This window comes from Cupriavidus sp. 05L310, assembly GCF_056398185.1.
The window spans coordinates 19505-43432 of record NZ_JBFTOX010000043.1; the positions used below are offsets into that span (position 1 = coordinate 19505).

Consider the following 23928-nt stretch of genomic DNA (forward strand, 5'->3'; position numbering starts at 1 on the left):
GTGTGGATGTCAATAGTGCGAGCTAGCAGCAAAGCAGAAGCGCTTCGGCTTCTCGCATCGAAAGATGTGCTGGCGCTTGAGCTGGACTATGAAACCGGATGGCAGGACGCCGTCGAACTCGGCCGGCTCGGAGAAAAGCGCGGCATCAAAGTGCAATACCGCGGACAGGAAAGCATTGCTGTCCATTCGCGCGAAGCCCTGATCGAGGGCCTGGCCAAAACCAAGACCACCTTCCGGCAGCGCAACCTGTATTGCCAGTTCGATCTCGGCACGCTGGCCGATCATGAACTGCTTGATCTCGAAGCCAAGGCGACCCGACTGGGCGACTACATCCTGGCAGGTCATCTGCTAAGGGATGTGGACGGAGTCTGGCCGCAAGAAGCACAAGAAACGCAAGAACCCACGCAATAAGGCGGCAAGTGGTAGCAAGAGGCGCTATCCACGTCGAAAACAGCCGTCCAGGCCAGGCGCCTCGCAACTGAAGCGGCTTAGCGGCGCTTGCCCAGCCGCGCGATGCGGCCAGCATCGTTTATGTGCGGCGATGCTCCCCGCGCACCGGACGCCTCCCGGTCCAATCCAGGCGATACGCCGTTCTTCACAGGCATCGCACCCCTCCCCCGGCTCCCTCCACGCTTGGCCCCAGGCCGGTTGCGGATCGGCCGTCACGGACTGGGTTGCTGCGCACTCGGGCCAGCGAAAGCTTCAACCGCCTGCACGCCAGGCAATTGGTGTAACTGCCCAGCGTGCGGCAGGTCTTTGACTTCCTGATGCTCAGGCAGGTGCTGTCCACCACGCAGTTCCCGGCCTGACGGCGGCCCGGCAGTTCGGCGCAAGCGCACTACACTGGAATCCTGCGTGCCGATCTCGCACCACGGCTCTTCACGTGGGGCGGCATGCCGAAAGGAAGAGACAAATCATGACTGACCTGTCCGCCCCCCTTCTCGACGCACCGCCGAGCGCCGAGGAAAAGCGCAAGCGCATTTACGCCATCGTCGCCGCCTCATCCGGCAATCTCGTCGAGTGGTTCGACTTCTACGTCTACGCGTTCTGCGCCATTTATTTCGCGGGATCCTTCTTCCCCAAATCCGACCCGACGGCGCAGCTGCTGAATACCGCGGGCGTGTTTGCCGCGGGTTTCCTGATGCGGCCGATCGGCGGGTGGCTTTTTGGCCGTATCGCGGACAGGCATGGCCGCAAGAACTCGCTGCTGATCTCGGTGACGATGATGTGCTGCGGCTCGCTGATGATCGCCAGCCTGCCCACCTACAACAGCATCGGAGCCTGGGCGCCCGCGCTCCTGCTGATGGCACGGCTGTTGCAGGGGCTCTCGGTGGGCGGCGAGTACGGGACCACCGCCACATATATGAGCGAGGTGGCGCTCAAGGGCCAGCGCGGTTTTTTCTCGTCGTTCCAGTACGTCACGCTGATCGGCGGCCAGTTGCTGGCGGTGCTCGTGGTGGTGGTGCTGCAGCAGTTTCTCGACGAGCAGGAACTCAAGGCCTGGGGCTGGCGCATTCCGTTCGTGATCGGCGCCGTCACGGCAGTGGTGGCGCTCTTCCTGCGCCGCACCCTGCACGAAACCACCTCTGCCGCCACCCGCGCGAGCAAGGAGGCCGGCACCCTGACCGAGCTGTTCCGCAATCACAAGGCGGCCTTCTTCACGGTGCTCGGCTACACCGCGGGCGGCTCGCTGATCTTCTACACGTTCACCACGTATATGCAGAAGTACCTGGTGAACAGCGCCGGCATGTCGATCAAGACCGCCAGCTACGTGATGACCGGCTGCCTGTTTTTCTACATGTGCATGCAGCCGTTGTTCGGCGCGCTCTCCGACCGCATCGGGCGGCGCAACAATATGCTGCTGTTCGGCGCGCTGGGAGCGCTGGCTACCGTACCGATCCTCACGGCGCTGGGCGGCGTCCACAGTCCCTTCGTCGCCTTCGTGCTGATTTCCCTGGCGCTGGCCATCGTCAGCCTGTACACGTCCATCAGCGGCATCGTCAAGGCCGAGATGTTCCCGACGGAGATCCGGGCGCTGGGCGTGGGCCTGGCCTATGCCGTGGCGAACGCGGTCTTCGGCGGCTCCGCCGAATACGTCGCGCTGGACCTGAAATCCCTGGGCCACGAATCGAGCTTCTACTGGTACGTGACGGTGATGATGGTGATCGTGTTCATGGTCAGCTTCCGCCTGCCGCGGCAGGCCAAGTACCTGCATCACGAACACTGACGCCGGCGCCCGGCCGGGGGTGGCCTGGGTTAGCGGGGAAAGGCTGCGCACTGGTACGCGCCGGTCCGCGCAGCAAGATGCCTGGGGCCCACGGCCAGCTCGATGCTGGTGCCGTCGTCGAGCCGCAACGTCTGTGGCGCCGCGCGCAAGCCCTTCGCGCCGTCGAGGCCCTCGCCCCACAGCCCGAATGCCGTCTCGCTGGCCCAGGTGCCGAGCGTGATACCGTCGCGCCGCAAGGTCAGCCGGGCCCTGCGGGAGGTATAGGACAACCAGCGCCGCGCCACATGATGCACCGGCAGGCAGAGACGTTCGGCCAGCCCGGCCAGCACATCCAGGTCCACCGCGCCGGGCAATGCCAGGCGGAAGGCATTGAGCGGCATCAGCAACCGGCTCGCAAAGGCGTAGGCCAGGCCGCCAGCGGAGTCATCTTCCGGCATGACCATCACGTCGGCGTTCGCGCACTCCACGTAGTCCATCTCGCTGCCGCCAAGAAGCTGGCGGCCCAGCAGGTAAGCGATCATGAAACGCACATCCGACGCTGCCAGGCGATCGCTGTGGAGGATGGTCCACGCGCCGGTGCCGGTGCGGTAGAGCGCGCCGTCGAAGCTTTGCAGGCGAGCCGGCTGGACCGAGGTCACCGGATCGGCACGGCCCAGCGCGCCGGCCGCGTCCAGCGCCAGGCGGATACAGTCCAGCGGCGCGCCTGACCCACGCGCGGCGCCGGCCATCAGGGCTTCGATAATCGGGTAGCACGGTGCGCCATCGGTCCACGTGCCGTTGCCGGACGAGTGCGGCCGGCGCAGGTGGTCAGTACTGGGAACGGGAAAATTGAAAGCGGCAATTGCCATCGGGGCGGCCTCCGTTGAATACAACAGGACATCGCGTGCGCGCTTCGGTTGGCCCGCGGGCGCAGCGCCATCGCGGCACGAACACTGCCCGGACCCGGCGCGGACACCGGCCGGCGCGCCGCGGGCCGGGGGTCCGCACGCTAACGGCAAGGCTGGCCTTGCGCCCGCCTCGCTTCGCGTCTTCCGGTCAGTCGCGCAGCAGCTGCTTGGCGATGATCAGTTGCTGGATCTGCGTGGTGCCCTCGTAGAGGCGCAGCAGGCGCACATCGCGATAGAAGCGCTCGGCCTTGTACTCGGCGATATAGCCCGCGCCGCCATGGATCTGCACGGCGCGGTCGGCCACGCGGCCCACCATCTCGGTACAGAACATCTTGGTGCAGGAGGCCAGCATGCTGACTTCCGGATCGCTCTTGCCAGGCGTCTTGGCATCGTAGCGCTGGGCGCAGTCGCGCACCATCGACAAGCCGGCATACAGCTCGGCCTGGCTATCGGCCAGCATGGCCTGGATCAGCTGGAAATCGCCGATCGGCTGACCGAACTGCTTGCGCTCCTTGGCATAGGCCACGGCATCGGTAATCAGGCGGTGCGCCATGCCGCAGGCCAGCGCGGAGATATGCAGGCGGCCCCGGTCGAGCACCTTCATGGCGGTCTTGAAGCCCACGCCGGGCACGCCGCCGATGATGTTGGCGGCAGGCACGCGCACGTTTTCCAGCACCACGTCGCAGGTCTTGGTGCCTCGCTGGCCCATCTTCTTGTCCGGCTTGCCAAGGGAGATGCCCGGCGTATTCGCCGGCACGATGAACGAGGAAATGCCCGATGCCCCGGCGCCGCCGGTGCGTGCCATCAGCGTAAAGGCGCCGGCACGCGGGGCGTTGGTGATGAAGCGCTTGGTGCCGTTGATGATGTAGTGATCGCCGTCGAGCTCTGCCTTGGTCTGCAGCGAAGCCGCGTCGGAACCCGCGTTCGGCTCCGTCAGCGCGAACGAGATGACCAGCTCGCCGCTGGCGATCTTGGGCAGATATTCCTGCTTCTGCGCTTCGGTGCCGTCCATCAGGATGCCCTGCGAGCCGATGCCCACATTGGTGCCGAATACCGAGCGGAAAGCGAAAGCGGTATGACCGAGGTCATACACCACGTCGCATTCCTGCGCCATCGACAAACCGATGCCGCCGTAGTTTTCCGGAATGGAGATCCCGAACAGGCCCATCTCCTTCATGTCGGCAACGATATCGGCTGGTACGTCGTCGGTTTCCTCGAGCGTGTCTTCCGCCGGCTTCAGGCGTTCGTCGATGAAACGCTGCACCGACGCGCGCAGCAGCGAAAAGGATTCTGCATCCAGGCTCATGGGGGTCTCCGGTCAAAGCAAACAACGATGTGGCCCACATGGTACGCCGTCACCTGGTTTTGACAATCCCCCCGGTCTTGAACAGAATGGATAACAAATTTTGACAACGGTGGAATATGGCCAAAACGGCGCATTCCTCGCCGCATGGCCGATCCGACTGGTCAGCGCGCTCCCGCTTCGACGGCGAGGTCGGCCAGTTCCTTGGCCCGGTCCGCCGTCATCTGCATCACACAGGCGGACGCATTGACGCCAGCAAGCGTGCCGCCGTCGGGATCGGCCTGGAAATCGCAGTTGGCATCCCTGAACTTCAGCCATGCACGCTGCGCATCAAGCAGCCTGGGCTTCCTGGCGGGCGAAATCGCCTGCTGCAGACGCTTATAAATGGTATTCAGGGTCTTGTCCTGCCGTGCGGTCTCCGCCGCAATGCACTCGTGCATGCCGGCAGTAGTGACATCCGGGCGCTCCATGCAGGCCCCGTACTGTTTCGACAACAGTTTTTCGTCAGCATGCGCGGCAAAGGACGCGGCAAGCAGCAACGCTGAAAGCAGCGCTTTTTTCATATCGAATCTTGGGGGAATTGTTTCCTGGACGCCAATGGCCGCGCACAAGGCGCGGCCATTGGCTTGCCACCATGCCCGGCAAGCGGACAAATGTGGGCAAGCGAGCGCCGGCTGGAGCCAGCGCTTTCAGTCTGCTATTGCGTGATCAGGCTTCTGCGATCAGGAAGCGGGCACGGTTCTTACCCAGCCAGGCCGGTGCGCGGCCACGGCCGGTCCAGGTGGCGCCTGTCTTGGGATCGCGATACTTGGGAGGCAGGCTGGACTTGGGCTTGGCCGCGGCGCCGTTCGCGCTGGCTGCCGGGCGGCCCCGGCGGCGCTTCGGGGCGATATCGTCAGCCGTCAGTTCGTATTCCGCCATGAGCCCCTGGATCTGGGCAATAACGCCCGCCACTTCACTAGCACGCATCTCCGCCAGCTTGGCTTCGAGCGCTTCCTTTTCTGCGATCAGTTGCTTGTAAGTCGCCATTTTGATTCTCCTGGAGCGGTGTTAATTCAATGATAGGGGAAATTTTGCTGGCACAGCCTACCACGTTTGATTAAAGAAAATCCAATCGCGTAAGAAGATGATACATCCGCCCCGAATTGTAGCGAATTGAAAAGCCCGGCGGACACCCACATTGCACCCAGGATCGGCAGCCGGAATGCCCCGTCGAAGCAGACGAATACCTGTGCGCATTGCCGGATTCAAGTAATAGCTTGCGCGGCAAAGGCGGCTCAACAATTTGCTCCCGCACGCTGCTAACGGCATTGACGTGCGCCACGGCGCCGCAATCACCCGCCGGCACTAAGATGCAATAAGACAACTCTGTCCGAAAGGTCTTTGAAAGGACGGTCTTGCAAGTCGTTGGCAAACGCGATGCCCGACTAATCCGAGCGATGTGCGGACATTGTGCAGGCCATGCCAATGTGATAAGGAAGGCTGAACCGGCGAGCACGGGTTTCCGGAAATTGCCAGGCAAAGGCATAGGGTTCGGCCACGATGCTAAGCAGTATCCACTTTCCCATCCAATTCGGGCCGTGCCTCGCCGTCAATCCCACCCTGGAACCGCGCGGAAAGCTGGCGATCGATGATCGTCAAAGCAAGAAATGCCGGGCAATCCGCGCGCCAGAAACACTAGCAAATCGGCGCTGCCGAAGCCTCGCTTATGCATCTGTGGCGACTTTTTTTACCCGGCATTTGCCCAATTCCGGGTTGATTGCGTTTTAGCCTGGAACGCCTGCGGCGTTTGATAGGCAGCGTTCCGGCTTATGGATTCTGGCGCCCGCGCCTTTCCAAAAAGCAGCGCGCGTGCCACGAGATCTGGCTGGCCAGAAATCTTTCAGTTCCATGCCAACCGGACTGGTGGTACCTTGCAAAACGCGCCGCCCCCTTGGGGCATTGGCACAGCCAATTTGGGGAAAACACCATGTCGCATTGCCTGGAGGAAATCCATGAGGCGCAGGTAGTGGCCGCCGGGAAAGCGCAAGGACGCTGGCTCCGCCGCTTCGGCCTGTTTGCCGGCAGCGCAATGGCAGCCGCCCTGCTGACGGCCTGCGCCAGCCTGCCTGAGCCGGCCAGCCGGACGCCATCGCGAGCCCTTGCCGACACCGCCGGCACGCGCCTGGGCAGGGCGCTCGCCCCCGGCCAGGCGCAGCACCCTGGCCAATCGGTCTTCTACCCGCTTTCGTCCGGGCCGGATGCGCTGGTGGCACGCCTGGCGCTGGCGCGCGGCGCCGAGCGCAGCCTGGACCTGCAGTACTACATCTTCGACGGCGACCTCACCGGCAAGACCTTGCTGGCGGCGGTGGTTGCCGCGGCCGACCGCGGCGTGCGGGTGCGCCTGCTGCTCGACGACCTGCACCTGAGCGGGCAGGACCGCGAGTTGGCGGCAATCGACGCCCATCCGAATATCGAGGTGCGGCTGTTCAATCCCTTCGCCAACCGCAGCGCGCGCTGGCTGGAGTTCGCCACTGATTTCCGGCGTCTGGACCGGCGCATGCACAACAAATCAATGACCGCCGATAACCAGCTGACGGTGGTGGGCGGGCGCAATATCGGCGACCCCTATTTCTCCGCCAGTACGGCAACGGACTTTAGCGACTTCGATGTGCTCGCCGGCGGCCCGGTGGTGCCGCAGGTATCGGCCGTGTTCGATGACTATTGGAATGGCGCGGCGAGCTATCCCGTGGCCAGCCTGATGCCGGCCCCTGCCGATGCGCAAGCCGAGGTGCAGGCCCTGCGCACATACCTGGACGAACATGCGGCCGAGGCCAGGGGCGGCGATTATGCGCGGGAATTGCTCGATTCCGGCATGGCGCAGGCGCTGGAAGGCGGCAAGTTGCCCGCTTACTGGGGGCAGGGCTCCGTGATTGCGGACCAGGCTGTCAAGGTCACGCTTCCGCCCGAAGACAACAGCAGCCACGCCATCCCCAAGCTGGTGCACCTGTTGGATAGCGCCCGGCGGGAGCTGTCACTGGTTTCGCCGTATTTCGTGCCGAACGCATCAGCGGTCGATTGGCTTGCCGGCATGGCGCGCCGCGGGGTGCGCGTCAGTATCCTGACCAACTCCTTCGCGGCCACCGACGTGAGCGCCGTGCACGCCGGCTATGCGCCCACGCGCAAGGCGCTGCTGGCGGCAGGCATCCAGCTTTACGAGCTCAAACCGTCGGCCTATGCGGAGATGGCGCACGAAGGGCACCGCAGCCTGATCAGCAAGAGCCGTGCAAGCCTGCACGCCAAAAGCTATATGGTCGACCGCCGCTTGCTGTTCGTCGGCTCGCTCAACCTGGACCCGCGCTCGGCCCGGCTCAATACCGAGATGGGCGTGGTGGTCGACAACGCGACGCTGTGCACGCAGCTTGGCGCGGCGCTGGACGAAAAGCTGCTTGATGTGGCCTACAAGGTAATGCTGGAACCAGACCCCGCCGGCGGGGAGCCGAAGCTGGTCTGGGTAACGCGCGACAACGGGCTACTGCGGACCTACGACAGTGAACCCGACATGAGTGTCTTCCAGCATTTCGGCCAGGGCCTGCTGCGGCTGCTGCCGCTGCAGGAAGAGTTGTAGCCAGCGTTGTCCTTGGTCCTTGGCTTGCCGGTGACGGCTTGAATCACTGCCCATGGCATTGCTTTAAAGCACGGTCGCGTATTCCAGCGTCTTGGGCGTGGAGGTCAGCGTGCGCGGCGTCTGCCCGACCACGACCGTGTCGTCCAGCCTGAATCCACCAATGCCATAGGCATAGATGCCCGGCTCAGCCGAATACACTTCGTCATCGAGCAGAGGCCGGTGGCAGAAGGCCATATCCTCCGGATACTCGTGATGGATGATGCCGATCGCATGGCCGGTGCGATGGCGAATATAGTCGCCAAAGCCCGCCTGCTCGATCTGTGCCTGTGCGGCGGCATCGATGGCACTCACTGGGTTGCCGGTGCGGGCCGCGGCAATGGCGGCTTCGTTGGCGTTCCGGGCCGCGGTCCATAGCCTGACCTGCTCGTCGCCCGGCCGGCCGCAGAACCATGTCCGCTCGTTTTCGATGGCCAGGCCGTTGAGGCGCGGTATCACGATATTGACCAGCACGTCGCCCTCCTTGATGCGCGCGCCGCAGGAGGCCCCGTCGCCATGGGGCGAAGCCGATGCCGGACCGCTCAGGGTCCAGCAGCGGATCACCTCGAAATGCTCGCCGGGAAAGCGCTCAGCCGCCTCCTGCACGAACAGCGAGGCCATGGCGAAATCCAGTTCCTGCACCAGCCTGCCGGGGCGGATATTTTCCCGGTAGCGATCCTGGACCCAGTCGGAAATCGATCCGATGGCCGCCATCACCGCGAGTTCCTCCGCATGCTTTTGCCAGCGCAGGCTGCGGCATTCCGCCGTGGCGGGCTGCAGCGTCAGCTCGGGCAGCAGCCGGGCAGCGGCGGCCAGCACGGCACTGCCGCCTTCGACAGCAATGCGCGAGCGCGCCAGGCCAGCCCCTTTAAGGCGCTCGGCGAGCAATTCCGGCACTTGCCCGAGCAAGGGCAGGCGGTGGCTCAGCCTGGGATGCTCGGCGTAATAGCTGATATCGGTAATCCAGACTTTCTCCCGCTCCTGGGAGAACCGCATATGGTTGGTGGACAACTCGTTCATCACCAGGAACGGCGTGCCATTGCGTGGCACCACGGCAAAGACCGGCCGCTCCCAGGGCAATACATCGGTGTGGAAATTGGTCGCGAACTGAAAGAAGTCGCTGCTGGTGAAGATGATCGCATCGGCATGGATGTCGTCCATCAAGGCGAGCATCTTGCGATAGCGGCTGTCCCAGACGGCTTTGGTAAGTATTGGCACGGCAGTATTTCCTTTGGCTGTCTAATCTAGTCGTTGCTCAGGCCGAGTTGCCTGATCAGGGGACCCCAGATCCTGCTATCGCGCTGCATCCATTCCTTTACCGCTTCCGGGCTGGATGGCAGCGGCTCGAGCTGAAGCGCATCGAGCCTGGCTTTCACCGAAGCATCGGCAAAGAACTTCCGGGTTTCCGCATTCAGCCGGTCAATGATTACCCTTGGCGTGCCAGCCGGCACTACCAGCGCGTACCAGCCCGGCAAAGGAAAATCCTTGATGCCGAGTTCGGCCAGCGTGGGCACATTGGGTACGCTCGATGCGCGCCGCGTACCGATAACTGCCAGCGGTTGCACCTTGCCGCCATTCGCCTGCACCGCGGCGGTGTTCAGCACATCTGCCATCAATTGCGTCTGGTTTCCCATTACGCTCGTCAGTCCGGCCGCCGCGCCGTTGTATGGCACGTGGGTCAGTTGCAGGCCCAGGCGCTGCTCCAGCATTTCAACGACGAGGTGGGTCGAGTTGCCTTTCCCCGCCGAGGCAAAATTCAATTCCGCCGGCTTCGCCTTTGCCGCTCTCGCCAGATCCTCCAGCGACTTGATCCCTGTGGACGGGCTGGCCACCAGCAGGAATGGCGTATTGACCAGCAGGCTGACGCCGTCGAAATCCTTCTGCGGGTCATAGGGCAATGCCTTGTACATATACGGGTTGAAAGCGAGATAGGAAATGCCCGCCACCATTACCGTATAGCCATCCGGCGCCTGCTTGGCGACGAAGCTGGCCGCCACCACGCCGTTCGCGCCGGCCCGGTTTTCCACCACCACCGGCGCCCCGAGATGGCGCGACATGTAATCGGCCCACAGCCGCCCGACCACATCGGTGCCGCCGCCCGGCGCTTGCGGCACCACCAGGCGCACCGGCTTGGCCGGGTACACCGCATCGGCGTGCGCGGATGCCGCGCCAAACTGCAAACCGGCTATGGCGCCCATCACGAGCGCGCCTGCCACCGCCCTGCTTTTCCATGTCCTCACGCTGCACTCCCGGTTGTCGTCCCAGCCCGCGCCGGGCATGTCATCGAAGTGAAATCCACGACCGATTATGCATAGCCTATTCATGAATTAATAATGAAATAACTTGAGACTTCCATTAGCATTCGTGCATGACATGGAACCTTGACGACATCCTCTGGGCACGCCGGATGAAGCTGCGCCACCTGGAGATTTTCCTCACGCTGGTGGAATCCGGCGGCATCACCGCGGCCGCCGAGGCGATGCACATGACGCAGCCCGCGGTCTCTCACTGGCTGAAGGACCTCGAAGATGTGGTGGGCACCGCGCTATTTGTCCGCGGACGACAATTGCAACTGACGCCGGCCGGGGAAGTGCTGCGGCGTCACGCGCTGCGCATGCTGGGCGATGTGCGCCGCGTAAACGATGAACTCGGCACGATCCGCACCGGTCTGGTGGGGCGCCTGCATGTGGGCTCCATCCTCTCCGCCGCGCCGGTGATCCTGCCCAAGGGCATTGCGCGGCTGCAGCGCCAGATGCCGGGCATCTTCATCCATGTGGTCGAGGCCACGCTGGAGACTTTGCTGGAGCGGCTGGGGCGCCGCGAACTGGACCTGATACTGGGCCCGCTCGACATCCGCGCTCATAAGTCCGGCTTCGCCAGCGAGTTGCTGATGGAAGACACCGTGAAGGTGGTGGCAAGCCCGGGCCATGCGATGGCGCGAAAGCGCAAGCCGACCTGGGCGCAGGCGGCGGCCTACGACTGGATCATGCCGCCGGCCGGCACCCTGATGCGCACGCGGCTGGAAGATGCGTTCATGCACGCCGCCACCCCGGTGCCGATGCCGCGCATCGAGACCGCTTCCATCATCACCATCCAGATGCTGCTGCGCGAGTCGCCATACCTGACCGTGCTGTCCGGGTCGGTCGCCGCTCACTATGCCGCGATGGGCCTGCTGGAATGCGTGCGGATGACGCCGGAAGTCGCCTTCAGCGCGCTCGGGATGCTGTGGAACAGGAATGCGGAGAGCCCTGGGCTGAGCCAGCTCGTGCAGTCGTTCAAGGAGGTCGCGCAGTCGCTATAGCGCCAGAGGCCGCGCACGGCGCCGCCCGCCGCAAAAGCTACACTGTCTGCCGTGCCGGCGCCTGCCGGCACGTTTTCACCCGAAGGAACCAACCCGCCACATGGACCTGAACGCCCTGCGCCTTTTCGTGGACATCGTCGACGCCGGCAACCTCTCGGCTGCCGCGCGCAAGCTCAAGATGACCCGCGCCAACGTGAGCTACCACCTGAAGGCCCTTGAAGAAGAACTGGGCGTGCAATTGCTGCGCCGTACCACCCGCCATGTCGAACCCACGCCAGTGGGCGCGGGGCTGTACGAGCACGGCCGCAACATCCTGGGCGAAGTGGCGGCGGCCAACGCGCTGATCAACAGCATGGGCAAGAGCCTGCAAGGCCACGTACGCCTGTCGGTACCCACCGGGCTGGGGCATTCGATGCTGTCGCCGCTGCTGGTGAAGTTCAAGCACCGCTATCCCGACATCACGCTCGACGTGGTGTTCGACAACCGCATCCACAACCTGGTGTCCGAGGATGTGGAAGTGGCGCTGCGCATCATCTCCACGCCACCGGATTCAGTGGTAGCGACCGAGATCGGCGTGGTCGAATGGGTGGTGTGCGGATCGCCAGGCTACCTGGCCACGCAGCCGCCTCCGCGCGAGCTGGCCGATCTCAAGGACCACGCCATCGTCTGCGCCTCGCCCATCGGCCAGAAGCTCAAGGCCTTCGGCACGCGCGGCAATGGCAGCGGCGCCGCACGCGAGCAAGTGTCGCTGGAGCCCACGCTGAGTTCCGAGAACTTCGCCTTCCTGAAGGATGGCGTGATGGGCGATCTCGGCCTGGGCATCTTCCCGCTCTACGCCGTCGGCGCGGAGCTCGACACGGGCGCCTTGCTGCCCGTGCTGGCGGACTACCAGATCAGCGTATTCGGTAGCCGTCTCTATATGCTGACCATGCCGAACCGCTACCAGACCATGGCCACGCGTTACCTGCTGAACTTCCTCAAGACCGAATTGCAGGCTTTGTGGCCCCAGCCGCGCCAGGCCGCCCCCGCGCAAGCGGACGACGAGGCATGACGGCGACGCGAGGCAACGCGGGCAAGGCGGATAGCAGCGCAGCCGGCGGGGGCACGGACTATAGTAGGAAACGCAGGGGCCCGCCCCCGTGGCCGCCGCACGTACAGCGAAGGAGACGCATCATGGCCTTGGCTACCACCCTGGCAAATTGCCTCAACAGCAGGAACAGCCGTTTCGACACCATCCGCCATCCCTACACCCTCAGCAGCATGGCCACTGCAGAGGCTGCGCACGTTCCCGGAGATCGCCTGGCCAAGACCCTGTTGCTGGAGGATGACATCGGCTACGTAGCCGCGGTGATCCCGTCCAGCCACCACCTCAACCTCGCCGCCATCTGCGCGCAAACCGGGCGCACGCTGGTACTGGCGCATGAAGACGAAATCCGCGAAGTCTTCAAGGATTGCGATCTCGGCGCCATTCCGCCAGTCGCCATGGCCTACGGCATGCACACCTATCTCGATGACAGCCTGCTGGCCCAGCCGGAAGTATTCTTCGAGGCAGGCGACCACCAGCAACTCGTCCACATGAGCGGCGACCAGTTCGCAGACCTGATGGCAGGAGCAGAACAAGGGCATTTCTCGCGCCGCATGATGTAGCAAACCGAAGTGTGGCCCGCGAGCGGGCCACACACAGCACGATGCAAAGCGAGCCGTGAAGGTTTACCTACCAGGCCGCGCAGGGGTGGTGAAACTGCCTTTGACTTTAAGCTTTTGAAGTAAGGCCTTTGACGTCAAAGCCTCCAACACTGCAATTCACCAAACCACCCTACTGCAAACTAACCCCGGCCTGCCTGACCAACTTCTCCGTCCGCGGAATCTCCGCCCCAACCATCGCCCCAAAATCCGCCACCGAGCCCCCTCGCGGCTCGGCACCAGTAGCCGCCAGCTTCTCCCGAAAGCCTGGATCCTTAAGCAGCTTGTTGATCGATGCATTCAACTTGGCAACCACCTCCGCCGGCGTGCCCTTGGGCGCAACGATCCCATACCAAGGCGCAATATCGAACCCCGGATACCCCTGCTCGGCAATCGTAGGAATCTCCGGCGCCATCGCCGAACGCTTGCTGTTCGACACGCCCAGCGCCCGCAACTTGCCCGCCTTCACATAAGGCAGGCCCGTCATGATCGTATCGAAATACATCGATACCTGTCCCGAAAGCAGTGCGGGAATCGCCTCCCCCGCCCCCTTGTACGGCACGTGCACGATATCGATTCCGGCCAGCGCCTTGAGCATCTCGCCCGCCATATGCGAGGTGGTACCGGCGCCGAACGAGGCGTAGGTCAGCTTGCCCGGATTGGCCTTGGCATAGGCGATCATTTCCGGCAGCGTCTTGAAGGGCTGGTCAGGACTGGCCAGCAAAATATTCGGCGTGAAGGCCACCACCGCGACCTTCTCGAAAGCATCGGGATCGTAGCTGAGCTTCTTGTACAGAAAGCGGTTGGTCACCATGGAGGCGGGACCGGACATCAGCAGCGTGTAGCCATCGCCGGGCGCGCGCGCGGCGGCCTCGCTGCCGATCATGGCGGCGGCGCCGGGACGGTTCTCGACCACGAAGGTCTGGCCATATTCGCGGCCCAGGCCCATACCGAGCTGGCGTGTGATCAGGTCGGTGGCGGAGCCAGCCTGGAAGGGGACGACAATGCGCACCGGCTGAGTGGGCCAGTCATGCCTGGCCTGGGCAGAGGCAGGGGCGGCGGCAATGAGGCTGGTGGCAAGCATGGCGGCCAGCGCGGCAACGGTGCGGCTTTGGAGCAAAGGGAAGGTCATGGGATTCCTGGCTTCTGGTAGTGAACCGTCGTGATCCAAAGGACGGCGGATACGCATCAGCAGCAAGCCCCGTGCCATCCGGCTCGCAGTAAACTCCGGCATTTCCAGGGCGCGACCAAGCCGCCCCCATCGCTACCATCGCTTTGAGATGCTGGCGCACCGTGTTGGGTATCCGGCCTTCCGCCGTTAGTGCATATTGCCTGCGCGGCGCACCGGTTTGGGCGCGCGCAAATCACTCATGATGATTCCGCGATGGAAGTGGAACGAAGGCGATTTCCCGCATCGGCCCCGGCCCGCTGCGGCAACGTCAGCGACAGCCCGGCTGCGATGATCAGCGCGATACCCGCCATGGCGGGACCATCCGGCCAGCGGCCGAACCACAGCGCGCTGTACACCAGCGCCAGCAGCAAATGGCAATAATTGAGCGGCGCCACGGTGGATGCCGGCGCGCGCTGCAGAGCGAGGATCAGCAGCACCTGTGCGATCGCGCTCATGAATCCCATGGCGAGAATGGCCAGCCAGTCTGCCATGCCAGGCCATGCCGCGGGCAGGAAGAACGGCGCCGGCAACCCTGTGGCAATCATGCAGATCACCGCCGCGAAACCGTACTGCACGCCCGCCTCCACCTTCCCGGCAAGGCGCCGCGTCAGCAGCTGCAGCAGGGCATACGCCACCGCCGCGGCGACCATCAGCACCGTGCCCACTGCCGACAGTTCCCCGCCGGGCCGCACGATCAGCAGCATGCCCGCGAAGCCCGCCGCCACCGCCACCCACTTGCGCGGCCCCACGCGCTCGCCCAGCAGCCACGGCGAGAGCGCGACGATGACCAGCGGCGACATGAAGTAGATCGCCGTGGCCTCGGCCAGCGGCATCCACAGCAGCGCGGTCATGAAGCAGGTGCCCACCAGCGCCAGCATCACGCCGCGCAGCGCCAGCATCCCGCGGTGGGGCGTGCGCCAGAAGCGCAGGCGTCCCGAGCCCGCCAGCATGGCGATGGCCACGGTGGCGGTAATGGCATAGCGCACAGCATTGAGGAAAGGCGCGGGATAGCGCCCCACCAGATGCTTGGCGGTGGCATCCACGGTGGCGAACAACGCCACCGCGCAGAGAAAGATCAGGCCACCGCGCCACCAGCCCGCTGCGCCTGCGTGCCCCGGATCGCTCATACCCCGGCCATCGCAGGGACAAGGCCAGACAGGAAAGCGTCGAGCGCGGGACCGATCGCCTCCACCTCGTAGCCGCCCTCCTGCACCACCACCGTGGGCACGCCCAGCGCATTGATGCGCTCACCGATGCCACGGTACGCGTCCAGCCCGACGCGCAATACGCTGATGGGATCGTGGATATAGGTGTCGAAGCCCAGCGCCAGTACCAGCGCCTGCGGCCGGTAGTCGCGCAGCGCGTCGAGCGCGTTGTCGAGCGCGCCCAGGAAGCCGGCATCCCCGGTGTCGTGCGGCAGCGGGAAGTTCAGGTTGTAGCCGTAGCCCGCGCCATAGCCGCGCTCGTTGGCGTAGCCGGTATAGAAGGGGTAATACGCGCTGGGGTCGGCGTGCAGCGAGATCGTCATCACGTCGGAGCGCTGGTAGAAGATCTGCTGGGTGCCATCGCCGTGGTGGGCGTCCACGTCGAGCACCGCTACCTTGTCGAACCGCTTGAGCAGCGTCTCGGCGGCGATGGCCGAGTTGTTGACATAGCAGAAGCCCACCGCGCGGTCGCTGTGCGCATGGTGGCCGGACGGGCGCGACAGCGAGTACGCGACACCCTGCCGGTCCTGCTGCTCGCAGACGTACCCGGCCGCGGCCACGGCGCTGTGCGCGGAGCGCAGGATGGAACGCCAGCTATGCGGCCCGAGCGGCGCGCTCAGGTCGCCGAGGTAGTAACCAGCCTGCGCGATGATGGAATCGGTCGGGCACGGCACGCGGCGCGGCTGGTCTACGCGGCCGTTGTAGTACGGGGAGAGATTTGGCAGCACTTCGATGCCCGGCTCGAAGCCGGGGCGCGCCAGCGCCATCCAGCGTTCGTAAGCGTAGCCGAGGAAATCGAGATATGCCGGGCTGTGCACCGCCTCCAGCGGCGCGCGGCCGAAGTCCGCCGGCTCGGCCAGCGCAATGCCGCGCCCGGCCAGCGCACGTTGCAGCGCGTGGGCGCGGGCGGGCACGTCGGTAGGTTCGCACAAGCGGCCCGCGCGCATGAACTGGCGGGGCTGGTGCAGCAGTTGGTCATCCGAGAAGAAGGCGCGCATGATGGTTTTTGTAAAGGTGAGACTCACGGTTTCCGGGCCGCCGGGTGGCGCCCCTGGCACCACGTCGCCTGAGCTTGCGCGTTGTCGTTATCGCCGGCCTGGACCCCTTGCCACTCAGTCGCCCGTGGCGGGCGGCTGCGCGGCGGTTTGCTTGATTTCGATTTCCACGAACACGCATTCGCCGTCATGCGCGTTGATCACGTTGTGCTCCACGCCCGCGCCGCGGTAGTAGGCGCGGCCCGCCACGAGCTGGCTGACGACCTCGCCGGCCGGCGTCTCCAGCCGCAGCGCGCCGGTGGTCATCGGCACCACCACGTAGTCGTAGCCATGGCGATGATGGCCGGTCTCCGCGCCCGGCGCGAAGCGCCACTCGGTGACGACCACGCGGTCGTTGTCGACCTGCACGGTGGGGACGGCCTGGGGTCTGCTCATGGCGGATGCTCTTGAAAGCGATATGTGTTGTGGCAAAGGCCTGGCGGCTTAGCGGTCCACCCCGCCCGGCGAGGTCGCGGGCGTTGGCCAGCATCAGTTCGTACCTGGCGCGCAGCACCTGGGCGCGCTCGCGGGCCGCATGGCGCGCGCGGCTTCAGGCAGCGGCGCGGATCAGCGTCGGGTCCCACTCCTTGCCAGGAATCGCGGCAATCAGCCGCTGCGTGTAATCGTGCAGCGGCGCGTCGAAGATCTGGCCGGGCGGTCCGGACTCCACCACCTTGCCCTTGTGCATCACGATCACGTGGTGGCAGATCTGGGCGGCAACACGCAAGTCGTGGGTAATGAAGATCAGGCCGATATCGAGCCGCTTCTGCAGGTCGCTCAGCAGTTGCAGCACCTGCGCCTGCACCGAGACATCGAGCGCGGAGACGGATTCGTCGGCCACCAGCAGCTTCGGCTCCAGCGCCAGCGCACGCGCGATGCCGATACGCTGGCGCTGGCCGCCGGAGAACTGGTTGGGATAGCGGTCGAAGGCGGACGCCTCCAGCCCTACCAGCTGCAGCAGTTCGCGGCCGCGGGTCTGCGCCCTGGCCAGCGGCACGCCGTTGGCCACCGGGCCGTCGGTGATGATGCGCCCCACCGTATGACGCGGGTTGAGCGAGGCGAACGGGTCCTGGAAAATCATCTGCACGTCGCTGCGCAGCGGACGGAACTGGCGCTCGGACAGGCGCGCGATATCCTGCCCGTCGAACAGCAGCTCGCCGCCGTCGATATCGGTCAGCTTCAGCAGGCATTTGCCGATGGTGGACTTGCCCGAACCGGATTCGCCGACGATGCCCAGCGTCTGGCCGCGCCGCACGCTGAAGCTCACGCCGTCCACGGCGTTGACCACGCGCTTCTTGCTGAACAGACCGCCGCCGGAAGAGTACGTCTTGCGCAGCCCGCGCACATCCAGCACGATCTCGGCCGCCTGCTGGTCGCGCGCCTTGGCGCGTCCGTGCGGCACCGCGCCGATCAGGCGGCGGGTATAGGGATGCTGCGGGTGGTTGAGCACTTGCTGCACCGTCCCGACTTCCACCAGCACGCCCTTCTCCATCACCGCGACGCGGTCGGCGATCTCCGCCACCACGCCAAAGTCATGCGTGACGAACATCACGCCCATACCCTTCTCCGCCTGGATGCGCTTGATCAGCGCCAGGATCTGGGCCTGCGTGGTGACGTCGAGCGCCGTGGTGGGTTCGTCGGCGATCAGCAGCGCCGGCTCCAGCGCGAGCGCCATGGCGATCACTACGCGCTGCCGCTGCCCGCCGGACAGGCGGAACGGATAGCTGTGGATCAGCGTAGCGGGATCGGGCAGGCCCACGAACGCCAGCAACTCCAGTACACGCCGGGTACGCGCCTCGCCCGGGCAGGCGTCGTGCACGCGCATGACCTCGGCGATCTGGTCGCCTACCGTCATCACGGGGTTCAGGGCCGATAGCGGCTCCTGGAACACCATCGCCATTTCCTTGCCCCGCATGGACAGCAGGGTCTGCTCGTCCTGTGCCAGCAGGTCCTTGCCCTGGAACAGGATCTGGCCGCCCCGCGGCTTCAGGTAGGGCGGCAGCAGGCCCATGATGGCGTTGGCGCTCATCGACTTGCCCGAGCCGGACTCGCCGACGATGCAGAGGATCTCTCCGGCGTGCAGGTCGTAGCTCACGTGCTTCACCGCGTGCGCGCGGTCGCCGCCGGCGGGCAGCGCGATGGTGAGGTCGCGCACGGATAGCAGCGGTAGCTTGTCTGGTGCTTGCATGGTGCGTATTCCTTGTGCTTACTCGCCTCGGCGGCGCAGTTGCGGGTTCATGGCGTCGTTCAGGCCTTCGCCGATCAGGTTGATGGAGAGCACCGTCAGCAGGATGGCCACGCCGGGCCACACGCTCATCCACCAGGCTTCGCGGATCATGGTGCGGGCCGCGCCGATCATGAAGCCCCAACTCATCATGTTGCGGTCGCCCAGGCCCAGGAAGGACAGCGCCGACTCGGTCAGGATCGCGGTCGCCACCATGAAGGAGGCCGACACGATGATGGGCGACATGGCGTTCGGCAGGATCTGCGTGAGGATGATCCTCAGCGGCTTCTGCCCGATCACCACCGCGGCCTGCACGAATTCGCGCTGCTTGAGGGTGAGGAACTCGCCGCGCACCAGCCGCGCGACCGGCGGCCACGACACCACCGAGATGGCGGCCACGATGGAGTAGATAGTGGGATTGAAGATCGCCACGATCACCACTGCCATCGCCAGTTGCGGAATGGTCTGGAAGAACTCGGTGAAGCGCATCAGCGCGTCGTCGATGCGGCCGCCGCAATAGCCGGCCACCGAGCCGATCAGGATGCCGAACACCAGCGCCACGCCGGTGGAGATCACGCCCACCAGCAACGAGACGCGCGCGCCGTACAGCATGCCGGCGGTGATGTCGCGCCCGAGCATGTCGGTGCCGAAGGGAAAGGCCGCTTCGGCAAACGGGCGCACCAGCGGATCGCCCACCATCAGCCAGGGCGACTCCTCGTACAGCACCGGCGCCAGCAGCGCCACGGCCACCACCAGCAGCAGCACGACCAGGCCGATCACCGCGCCGTAGTTGCGGCAATAACGTTGTGCGAAGGCTTTCATGCCGTGGCTCCCTTGCCGCCCACCGAGATGCGCGGGTCGATAAAGCGGTAGACGATGTCCGTCACCAGGTTAAAGAACACCACCAGCGCCGAGGTGACGAAGAAGATGCCGAGCAGCAGCTGGTAGTCACGCTGCAGCAGGGCATCGAACATCAGCCGGCCGATGCCCGGCCAGGAGAAGACGGTTTCGGTCAGCACCGCGCCGCCCGCCATCTGGCCAAGCTGGATACCGGCAAAGGTGATCACCGGCAACAATGCGTTGCGCAGCACATGCACGCGGATCACGCGCCCGGCGGGCACGCCTTTGGCGCGCGCGGTCTTGACAAAGTCCATACCCATCACTTCCAGCATCGACGCCCGCGTCAGGCGCACATACACCGCCATGAAAAAGCAGCCCAGCGAGATGGTGGGCAGGATCATGTGCAGCGCCACGTCCTGCACGCGCGCCATGCCGGTATAGCCGGCGCCGATGGTTTCCATGCCGAAGGCGGGCAGCCAGCCCAGCACCACCGAAAACAGGATGATGGCCATCAGCGACAGCCAGAACAGCGGTGTGGCGTACAGCAGCAGCGCGCCGGACATCACCGCGCTGTCGATCCAGCGCCGCTTGTTCTCATAGCGCGTGCGCGCCGAGACCACGCCCAGGAACACGCCGAGCACGAGGGAGAAGACGAAGGCGCCGCTCATCAGCACGATGGTGGCGGGCAGCCGGTCCAGGATCAGGTCGAGCACCGGCAGGTGATTGCGATAGGAGTAGCCGAGATCGAGCGTGGCCACGCCTTTCAGGTAGATGCCAAGCTGCGTCAGCACCGGCTGGTCGAGCCCGAACTGCTGGCGCAACTGGCCCACGAAGGCGGCATCGCCCGCGCCGGCCTCGCCCGCCAGCACGGTGGCTGGGTCTCCCGGCGCCATGCGGATCAGGAAGAAGTTGATGATGACCACGCCGAGGACGACCACGAGGGCCTTCCACAGCCGGGATAGCAGGAAAGAGAGAAAATTCACGGCATGCTCCACACGGGCAAACGCTGGGCCCGGGCCGGCCGCGCCATCACCGCAGTCCTGGCGGAGCGCGGCGGCGACGGGCTTGGCCGGCACCATCTCGCGCGCGCCGGGCGGGTTGCCCGGCGCGCGAACTTACTGGCGGCTTCGTACTCGCGTACTCAGTTCTTCTCGATGGAGACGTTGTCGAACGACTCGTTCAGGCCGATGGCGGTGGTCACGAGGTTCTTGACGTTCTTGCGGTACAGCGTGGGGAACTCCAGCTCGAACAGGTTGCCCGCGGCCACTTCCGTCATCAGGATCTTCTGCACCTCGGTGTAGAGCTTCTGGCGCTCCGCCGGGTCCATGGTGATGCTGGCCTTGGCCCACAGTTCATCCGATTGCGGATTGCTGTAGCCCTGTACATTGGCGAACGGCGTACCCTTGACGATGTTTTTGGTCACGTAGAGCCGTTCCACGCCCAGCGCCGGATCGCCGTACTGGTAGGTGTAGGTGGCGGTCAGGTCGAAGTCCCAGTTGCTGACGCGGGCCGACCAGGTGCCGGCATCGGCGGACTCGATGCTGACCTTGAAGCCGAGCTGTTCCAGCATCTGCTTCATGTACTCGTCAAGGCGGTCCCAGTTGGCGCCGTAGGACGTGGACAGGATCTTGACCGGGTACTGGCCCACGTTGACGCCGGACTCCTTGATCAGCTCGCGCGCCTTCTTCAGGTTGAAATCATAGGCCGGCGTGTTCTTGTCGAAGAACAGCGTGGCCGAGGCGAACGGGCTGATCGCCGGCTTGCCCATGCCGAAGAAGATGTTGTCCACGATCATCTTGCGATTGAGCGCGTGCATCACCGCCTGGCGCACCTTGACGTTGTTGAACGGCGGCTTGCGCGTGTTCATCAGCAGGTTCGACATGGGCGAGAACAGCTCCCAGCCCTTGGTGGTGTATTCCACATTGGGCAGCGTGCGCAGGCGCTTGACGTCCACGTTGTCGACGTCGCCGCCGCGCAGCACCTGCACGTCGCCCTTCTCGAAGGCGACCGCGCGCGAGGCCGAATCCGGGATCACGTAGAAGACCAGCTCATCCAGGTAGGGCTTGCCCTTCTTCCAGTAGTTGGGGTTCTTGGCCAGCTTGATATAGGCGCCCTTCTTCCACTCCTTGAACACGAAGGGGCCGGTGCCGACGGGCTTCTGGTTGGCGGGGTTGTTGCGGTAATCGGTGCCGTCGTAGATGTGCTTGGGCATCATCGGCATGGTGCCGGTCTCGAACATCGAGATAAACGGCGGGAAGGCTTCCTTGAGCTTGATCTCGACCGTGCTGTCGTTCACCGCGCGGATCGACTCCACGTACTTGTTGAGCACCGCGCGGGTACGCACGTGGACTTCGCGCAGCATCTTGTCGATCGAGAACACCACGTCGGCGGAGGTGAAGGGCTTGCCGTCATGCCACTTCACGCCGCTCTGCAACTCGAACGTGTAGGTCAGGCCATCGGGCGAGATCTTCCACGACTTGGCCAGTTCCGGGCGCGGCTTCAGGTCGGGGCCGTAGGTCAGCAGGCCCTGGTAGATCTTGCCGGCGATGTATTGCGTGGGCGCCTGCGAGTTCATCGCGCTGATCAGGATCGGCGGTTCGGGTTGCACGATGCCGGACAATGTGCCGCCGGCGGTCTGCGCGGCAGCGTTGCCCGCGGGCAATAGTACCGGTGCCAGGGCCAGGCCGGCGGTGGCCAGCGCCATCGACACCAGGCTTTTGCCAAAGCTCTTTTTCAGGTGTTGGGTGAGGTGTTTCATCGGTCAGTTTCCTGTGGTGGTGATCGTGATCTGCGGATACGGAAGACGACTAACTTCGATTGCCTGGGTCCATGGCACCTCATGCAGCCCCGTCAAGCCGCGCGAGTGCCGCGCGCCGCCATGCGGACGCGCCGACGCATTGACGCATTGACGCGTTGACTCAGGTAGCGACCGGCTCGACACCGCACCAGTCATGCATGAACTGCGCGAGCGTGGTGGCGACGCGCACCATGCTTTCGATGGAAACCGACTCGTCGATGCCGTGGATGTTGCGGGCCTGCGGTCCGTAGCAGGTCACCGGCGTTTCCAGCATCAGGCGGAAATGCCGCGCATCGGTGGTGGCGGTGGTGGCCTCGCGCCGCACTGCCTCGCCATTGACCTTGCGGTGCGCCTCGCCCAGCGCCTGCATGCTGGGCACATCGAGATCGAACTCGCAACCGGGCGCGTGGAAACCTTCGTAGCGGATATTGAGTGTCAGGTTGCTGGCCAGGCGATCCAGCGTGGCTTGCACGCAGGCCGCGACCCGCGCCTTGGCATCGGTCACGCTCATGGTCGGGTAGAAGCCGATGCGGATCCCCAGCGTGCAGGTGCAGGGCACCGACGAATTCCACTCGCCGCCCTGGATCTGGCCAAGGTTGAAGTTGATCGGGTGGGCGTGGTCGCGATAGGCTGCGGGACGGTTCTCGGGCAGGTTCCACTCGGCCTCGAGCTTGCGCAGGCCGGCCATCACTTCGATGCCGGCTTCCACCGGGTTCACGCCGCTGGTCATGTAGGCCGCGTGCGCGGGCCGCCCGGTCAGTTCCACGAACATCCAGAACACGCCCATCTGCGCGCTCATCAGGCTCTCGCCCAGCGGCTCGGGAATCACCACGGTGTCGAAGGAAGCCAGCTTGCCGGCGCCCACCGCGCTGCGCAGCGCAGCCACGGTGGCGAGCGCGCCATTGCCGGTGTTCTCTTCTTCGAGCACGGAGTTGAAACCGACCGCGCCGGCGGGCTGCACGCCGAGGTCCTTCAGCGCCTTGTAGGCGGCGAGCGTGCAGATGATGCCGGCCTTCATATCGCCCGCGCCGCGGCCGAACAGCCAGCCGTCCTCGACGAAGGGCGCATAGGGCGACTGGCGCCACATCGATTCCGGTCCGGTGGGCACCACATCCAGATGGCCGTTGAACAACACGGAACGGCCGCCCTTGGCCACCGGCCTGTGCGTGGCCAGCAGGTTGTAGCGGCCGCCGTCCGGACAGCACGGCGGCGAGAACAGCGGCAGGTCCTTGAGCGTCTCGCTGCGCAGGTAGATGCGCTCGGGCTCCAGGCCAAGTTCGCGCAGCGCGCCTTCCATGAACGCCACGGCCGGCTGTTCCTGTCCGGAGGGACTGGGCGCCGCCACGAACTCCGACAGCGTGCGCACCATGTACGGCTCCAGCGCGCGCACTGCGGCGGCGATGTCGTCGGTGGAAAGCGTGGGGGTAGCAATGGAGGACAAACCGGAACTGCCTGCAGGACGATGCATAAGTGGCTCCACGGGGGTCCGGTGCACGCAGCGGGCGTGTGTCCGGAGAGGGCAACTCGGCCGGATAGGCCGGATCGGCAAAACGCCGTTCAGGAAAACGACGCTCGAAATATGATGGGTGGAAACTTAGCGGATCATTGGTACC

At 64.9% G+C, this 23928-nt stretch carries 21 protein-coding genes; 6 read left to right on the top strand and 15 right to left on the bottom strand.

The window, feature by feature from the left end; translation table 11 throughout:
• The first annotated feature begins 6 nt into the window (after nucleotides 1–6).
• Together AC1DS6_RS27835 and AC1DS6_RS27840 are read left to right on the top strand one after the other, a co-directional pair.
• The gene (locus AC1DS6_RS27835; protein WP_035874511.1) at nucleotides 7–411 is read left to right on the top strand and encodes a hypothetical protein; all 405 of its coding nucleotides are present in this window, start codon (nucleotides 7–9) and stop codon (nucleotides 409–411) included.
• A gap of 505 nt (nucleotides 412–916) precedes the next feature.
• A complete protein-coding gene (locus tag AC1DS6_RS27840; RefSeq protein WP_035874514.1) occupies nucleotides 917–2227 on the top strand; it encodes an MFS family transporter in 1311 nt (436 codons plus the stop codon).
• 29 nt (nucleotides 2228–2256) lie between these two features.
• On the opposite strand, the gene AC1DS6_RS27845 is transcribed toward AC1DS6_RS27840, so the two are convergent.
• The 4 genes from AC1DS6_RS27845 to AC1DS6_RS27860 all read right to left on the bottom strand — a co-directional run bounded on the left by AC1DS6_RS27845 (nucleotide 2257) and on the right by AC1DS6_RS27860 (nucleotide 5446).
• A complete protein-coding gene (locus AC1DS6_RS27845) occupies nucleotides 2257–3075 on the bottom strand; it encodes a M78 family metallopeptidase domain-containing protein (RefSeq protein WP_477103613.1) in 819 nt (272 codons plus the stop codon).
• A gap of 187 nt (nucleotides 3076–3262) precedes the next feature.
• Complete coding sequence (locus AC1DS6_RS27850; protein WP_477103614.1) at nucleotides 3263–4420, bottom strand: acyl-CoA dehydrogenase family protein; 1158 nt, start codon at nucleotides 4418–4420, stop codon at nucleotides 3263–3265.
• Between the two features lie 161 nt (nucleotides 4421–4581).
• Nucleotides 4582–4980 carry a lysozyme inhibitor LprI family protein gene (locus AC1DS6_RS27855; RefSeq protein WP_441631395.1) on the bottom strand — a complete coding sequence of 133 codons (399 nt, stop codon included), beginning with the start codon at nucleotides 4978–4980 and terminating at the stop codon, nucleotides 4582–4584.
• 145 nt (nucleotides 4981–5125) lie between these two features.
• Complete coding sequence (locus tag AC1DS6_RS27860; RefSeq protein ID WP_035874525.1) at nucleotides 5126–5446, bottom strand: H-NS histone family protein; 321 nt, start codon at nucleotides 5444–5446, stop codon at nucleotides 5126–5128.
• A gap of 940 nt (nucleotides 5447–6386) precedes the next feature.
• On the opposite strand from AC1DS6_RS27860, the gene AC1DS6_RS27865 reads away from it, so the two are divergent.
• Nucleotides 6387–8024, top strand: a complete 1638-nt coding sequence (locus tag AC1DS6_RS27865) for a phospholipase D family protein (RefSeq protein ID WP_477103615.1) — start codon at nucleotides 6387–6389, stop codon at nucleotides 8022–8024.
• A gap of 63 nt (nucleotides 8025–8087) precedes the next feature.
• Here AC1DS6_RS27865 and AC1DS6_RS27870 read toward each other — a convergent pair whose 3' ends face one another.
• A complete protein-coding gene (locus tag AC1DS6_RS27870) occupies nucleotides 8088–9278 on the bottom strand; it encodes a M24 family metallopeptidase (protein ID WP_477103616.1) in 1191 nt (396 codons plus the stop codon).
• A gap of 26 nt (nucleotides 9279–9304) precedes the next feature.
• Nucleotides 9305–10300 (bottom strand): Bug family tripartite tricarboxylate transporter substrate binding protein, encoded by a 996-nt coding sequence (locus AC1DS6_RS27875; protein ID WP_477103617.1) that lies wholly within the window; start codon nucleotides 10298–10300, stop codon nucleotides 9305–9307.
• A gap of 128 nt (nucleotides 10301–10428) precedes the next feature.
• On the opposite strand from AC1DS6_RS27875, the gene AC1DS6_RS27880 reads away from it, so the two are divergent.
• From AC1DS6_RS27880 to AC1DS6_RS27890, 3 genes are all read left to right on the top strand, one after another.
• A complete protein-coding gene (locus AC1DS6_RS27880; protein WP_477103618.1) occupies nucleotides 10429–11361 on the top strand; it encodes a LysR family transcriptional regulator in 933 nt (310 codons plus the stop codon).
• A 100-nt stretch (nucleotides 11362–11461) separates the two neighbouring features.
• A complete protein-coding gene (locus tag AC1DS6_RS27885; protein WP_441631406.1) occupies nucleotides 11462–12412 on the top strand; it encodes a LysR family transcriptional regulator in 951 nt (316 codons plus the stop codon).
• Nucleotides 12413–12534: 122 nt separating this feature from the next.
• The gene (locus tag AC1DS6_RS27890) at nucleotides 12535–13008 is read left to right on the top strand and encodes an aminoacyl-tRNA deacylase (RefSeq protein ID WP_441631408.1); all 474 of its coding nucleotides are present in this window, start codon (nucleotides 12535–12537) and stop codon (nucleotides 13006–13008) included.
• 169 nt (nucleotides 13009–13177) lie between these two features.
• Here the strand turns inward: AC1DS6_RS27890 and AC1DS6_RS27895 are convergent, their stop codons facing one another.
• From AC1DS6_RS27895 to AC1DS6_RS27935, 9 genes are all read right to left on the bottom strand, one after another.
• A complete protein-coding gene (locus AC1DS6_RS27895) occupies nucleotides 13178–14176 on the bottom strand; it encodes a Bug family tripartite tricarboxylate transporter substrate binding protein (RefSeq protein WP_441631410.1) in 999 nt (332 codons plus the stop codon).
• A 236-nt stretch (nucleotides 14177–14412) separates the two neighbouring features.
• The gene (locus AC1DS6_RS27900; RefSeq protein ID WP_441631412.1) at nucleotides 14413–15342 is read right to left on the bottom strand and encodes a DMT family transporter; all 930 of its coding nucleotides are present in this window, start codon (nucleotides 15340–15342) and stop codon (nucleotides 14413–14415) included.
• Nucleotides 15339–16418 (bottom strand): histone deacetylase family protein, encoded by a 1080-nt coding sequence (locus AC1DS6_RS27905; protein WP_441631438.1) that lies wholly within the window; start codon nucleotides 16416–16418, stop codon nucleotides 15339–15341. Before AC1DS6_RS27905 ends, AC1DS6_RS27900 begins: the two co-directional genes overlap by 4 nt.
• Before the next feature lie 114 nt (nucleotides 16419–16532).
• Nucleotides 16533–16850, bottom strand: a complete 318-nt coding sequence (locus AC1DS6_RS27910) for a cupin domain-containing protein (RefSeq protein WP_441631414.1) — start codon at nucleotides 16848–16850, stop codon at nucleotides 16533–16535.
• A 154-nt stretch (nucleotides 16851–17004) separates the two neighbouring features.
• Nucleotides 17005–18642 (bottom strand): ABC transporter ATP-binding protein, encoded by a 1638-nt coding sequence (locus AC1DS6_RS27915; RefSeq protein WP_477103619.1) that lies wholly within the window; start codon nucleotides 18640–18642, stop codon nucleotides 17005–17007.
• Nucleotides 18643–18660: 18 nt separating this feature from the next.
• Nucleotides 18661–19500, bottom strand: a complete 840-nt coding sequence (locus AC1DS6_RS27920) for an ABC transporter permease (RefSeq protein ID WP_035859582.1) — start codon at nucleotides 19498–19500, stop codon at nucleotides 18661–18663.
• Nucleotides 19497–20501 (bottom strand): ABC transporter permease, encoded by a 1005-nt coding sequence (locus AC1DS6_RS27925; RefSeq protein WP_035859607.1) that lies wholly within the window; start codon nucleotides 20499–20501, stop codon nucleotides 19497–19499. Before AC1DS6_RS27925 ends, AC1DS6_RS27920 begins: the two co-directional genes overlap by 4 nt.
• A gap of 158 nt (nucleotides 20502–20659) precedes the next feature.
• Entirely contained in the window at nucleotides 20660–22276 is a 1617-nt protein-coding gene (locus AC1DS6_RS27930) for an ABC transporter substrate-binding protein (protein WP_477103620.1), read from the bottom strand.
• 160 nt (nucleotides 22277–22436) lie between these two features.
• Nucleotides 22437–23783, bottom strand: coding sequence for an ArgE/DapE family deacylase (locus AC1DS6_RS27935; protein ID WP_276286008.1), 1347 nt, complete (start codon nucleotides 23781–23783; stop codon nucleotides 22437–22439).
• Nucleotides 23784–23928 lie beyond the last annotated feature (145 nt).

Coding starts and splice junctions, on each gene's coding strand:
- AC1DS6_RS27835 (WP_035874511.1), top strand. CDS start 7: ATGTCAATAGTGCGAGCTAGCAGCAAAGCAGAAGCGCTTCGGCTTCTC.
- AC1DS6_RS27840 (WP_035874514.1), top strand. CDS start 917: ATGACTGACCTGTCCGCCCCCCTTCTCGACGCACCGCCGAGCGCCGAG.
- AC1DS6_RS27845 (WP_477103613.1), bottom strand. CDS start 3,075: ATGGCAATTGCCGCTTTCAATTTTCCCGTTCCCAGTACTGACCACCTG.
- AC1DS6_RS27850 (WP_477103614.1), bottom strand. CDS start 4,420: ATGAGCCTGGATGCAGAATCCTTTTCGCTGCTGCGCGCGTCGGTGCAG.
- AC1DS6_RS27855 (WP_441631395.1), bottom strand. CDS start 4,980: ATGAAAAAAGCGCTGCTTTCAGCGTTGCTGCTTGCCGCGTCCTTTGCC.
- AC1DS6_RS27860 (WP_035874525.1), bottom strand. CDS start 5,446: ATGGCGACTTACAAGCAACTGATCGCAGAAAAGGAAGCGCTCGAAGCC.
- AC1DS6_RS27865 (WP_477103615.1), top strand. CDS start 6,387: ATGTCGCATTGCCTGGAGGAAATCCATGAGGCGCAGGTAGTGGCCGCC.
- AC1DS6_RS27880 (WP_477103618.1), top strand. CDS start 10,429: ATGACATGGAACCTTGACGACATCCTCTGGGCACGCCGGATGAAGCTG.
- AC1DS6_RS27885 (WP_441631406.1), top strand. CDS start 11,462: ATGGACCTGAACGCCCTGCGCCTTTTCGTGGACATCGTCGACGCCGGC.
- AC1DS6_RS27890 (WP_441631408.1), top strand. CDS start 12,535: ATGGCCTTGGCTACCACCCTGGCAAATTGCCTCAACAGCAGGAACAGC.
- AC1DS6_RS27895 (WP_441631410.1), bottom strand. CDS start 14,176: ATGACCTTCCCTTTGCTCCAAAGCCGCACCGTTGCCGCGCTGGCCGCC.
- AC1DS6_RS27900 (WP_441631412.1), bottom strand. CDS start 15,342: ATGAGCGATCCGGGGCACGCAGGCGCAGCGGGCTGGTGGCGCGGTGGC.
- AC1DS6_RS27905 (WP_441631438.1), bottom strand. CDS start 16,418: ATGCGCGCCTTCTTCTCGGATGACCAACTGCTGCACCAGCCCCGCCAG.
- AC1DS6_RS27910 (WP_441631414.1), bottom strand. CDS start 16,850: ATGAGCAGACCCCAGGCCGTCCCCACCGTGCAGGTCGACAACGACCGC.
- AC1DS6_RS27915 (WP_477103619.1), bottom strand. CDS start 18,642: ATGCAAGCACCAGACAAGCTACCGCTGCTATCCGTGCGCGACCTCACC.
- AC1DS6_RS27920 (WP_035859582.1), bottom strand. CDS start 19,500: ATGAAAGCCTTCGCACAACGTTATTGCCGCAACTACGGCGCGGTGATC.
- AC1DS6_RS27930 (WP_477103620.1), bottom strand. CDS start 22,276: ATGAAACACCTCACCCAACACCTGAAAAAGAGCTTTGGCAAAAGCCTG.
- AC1DS6_RS27935 (WP_276286008.1), bottom strand. CDS start 23,783: ATGCATCGTCCTGCAGGCAGTTCCGGTTTGTCCTCCATTGCTACCCCC.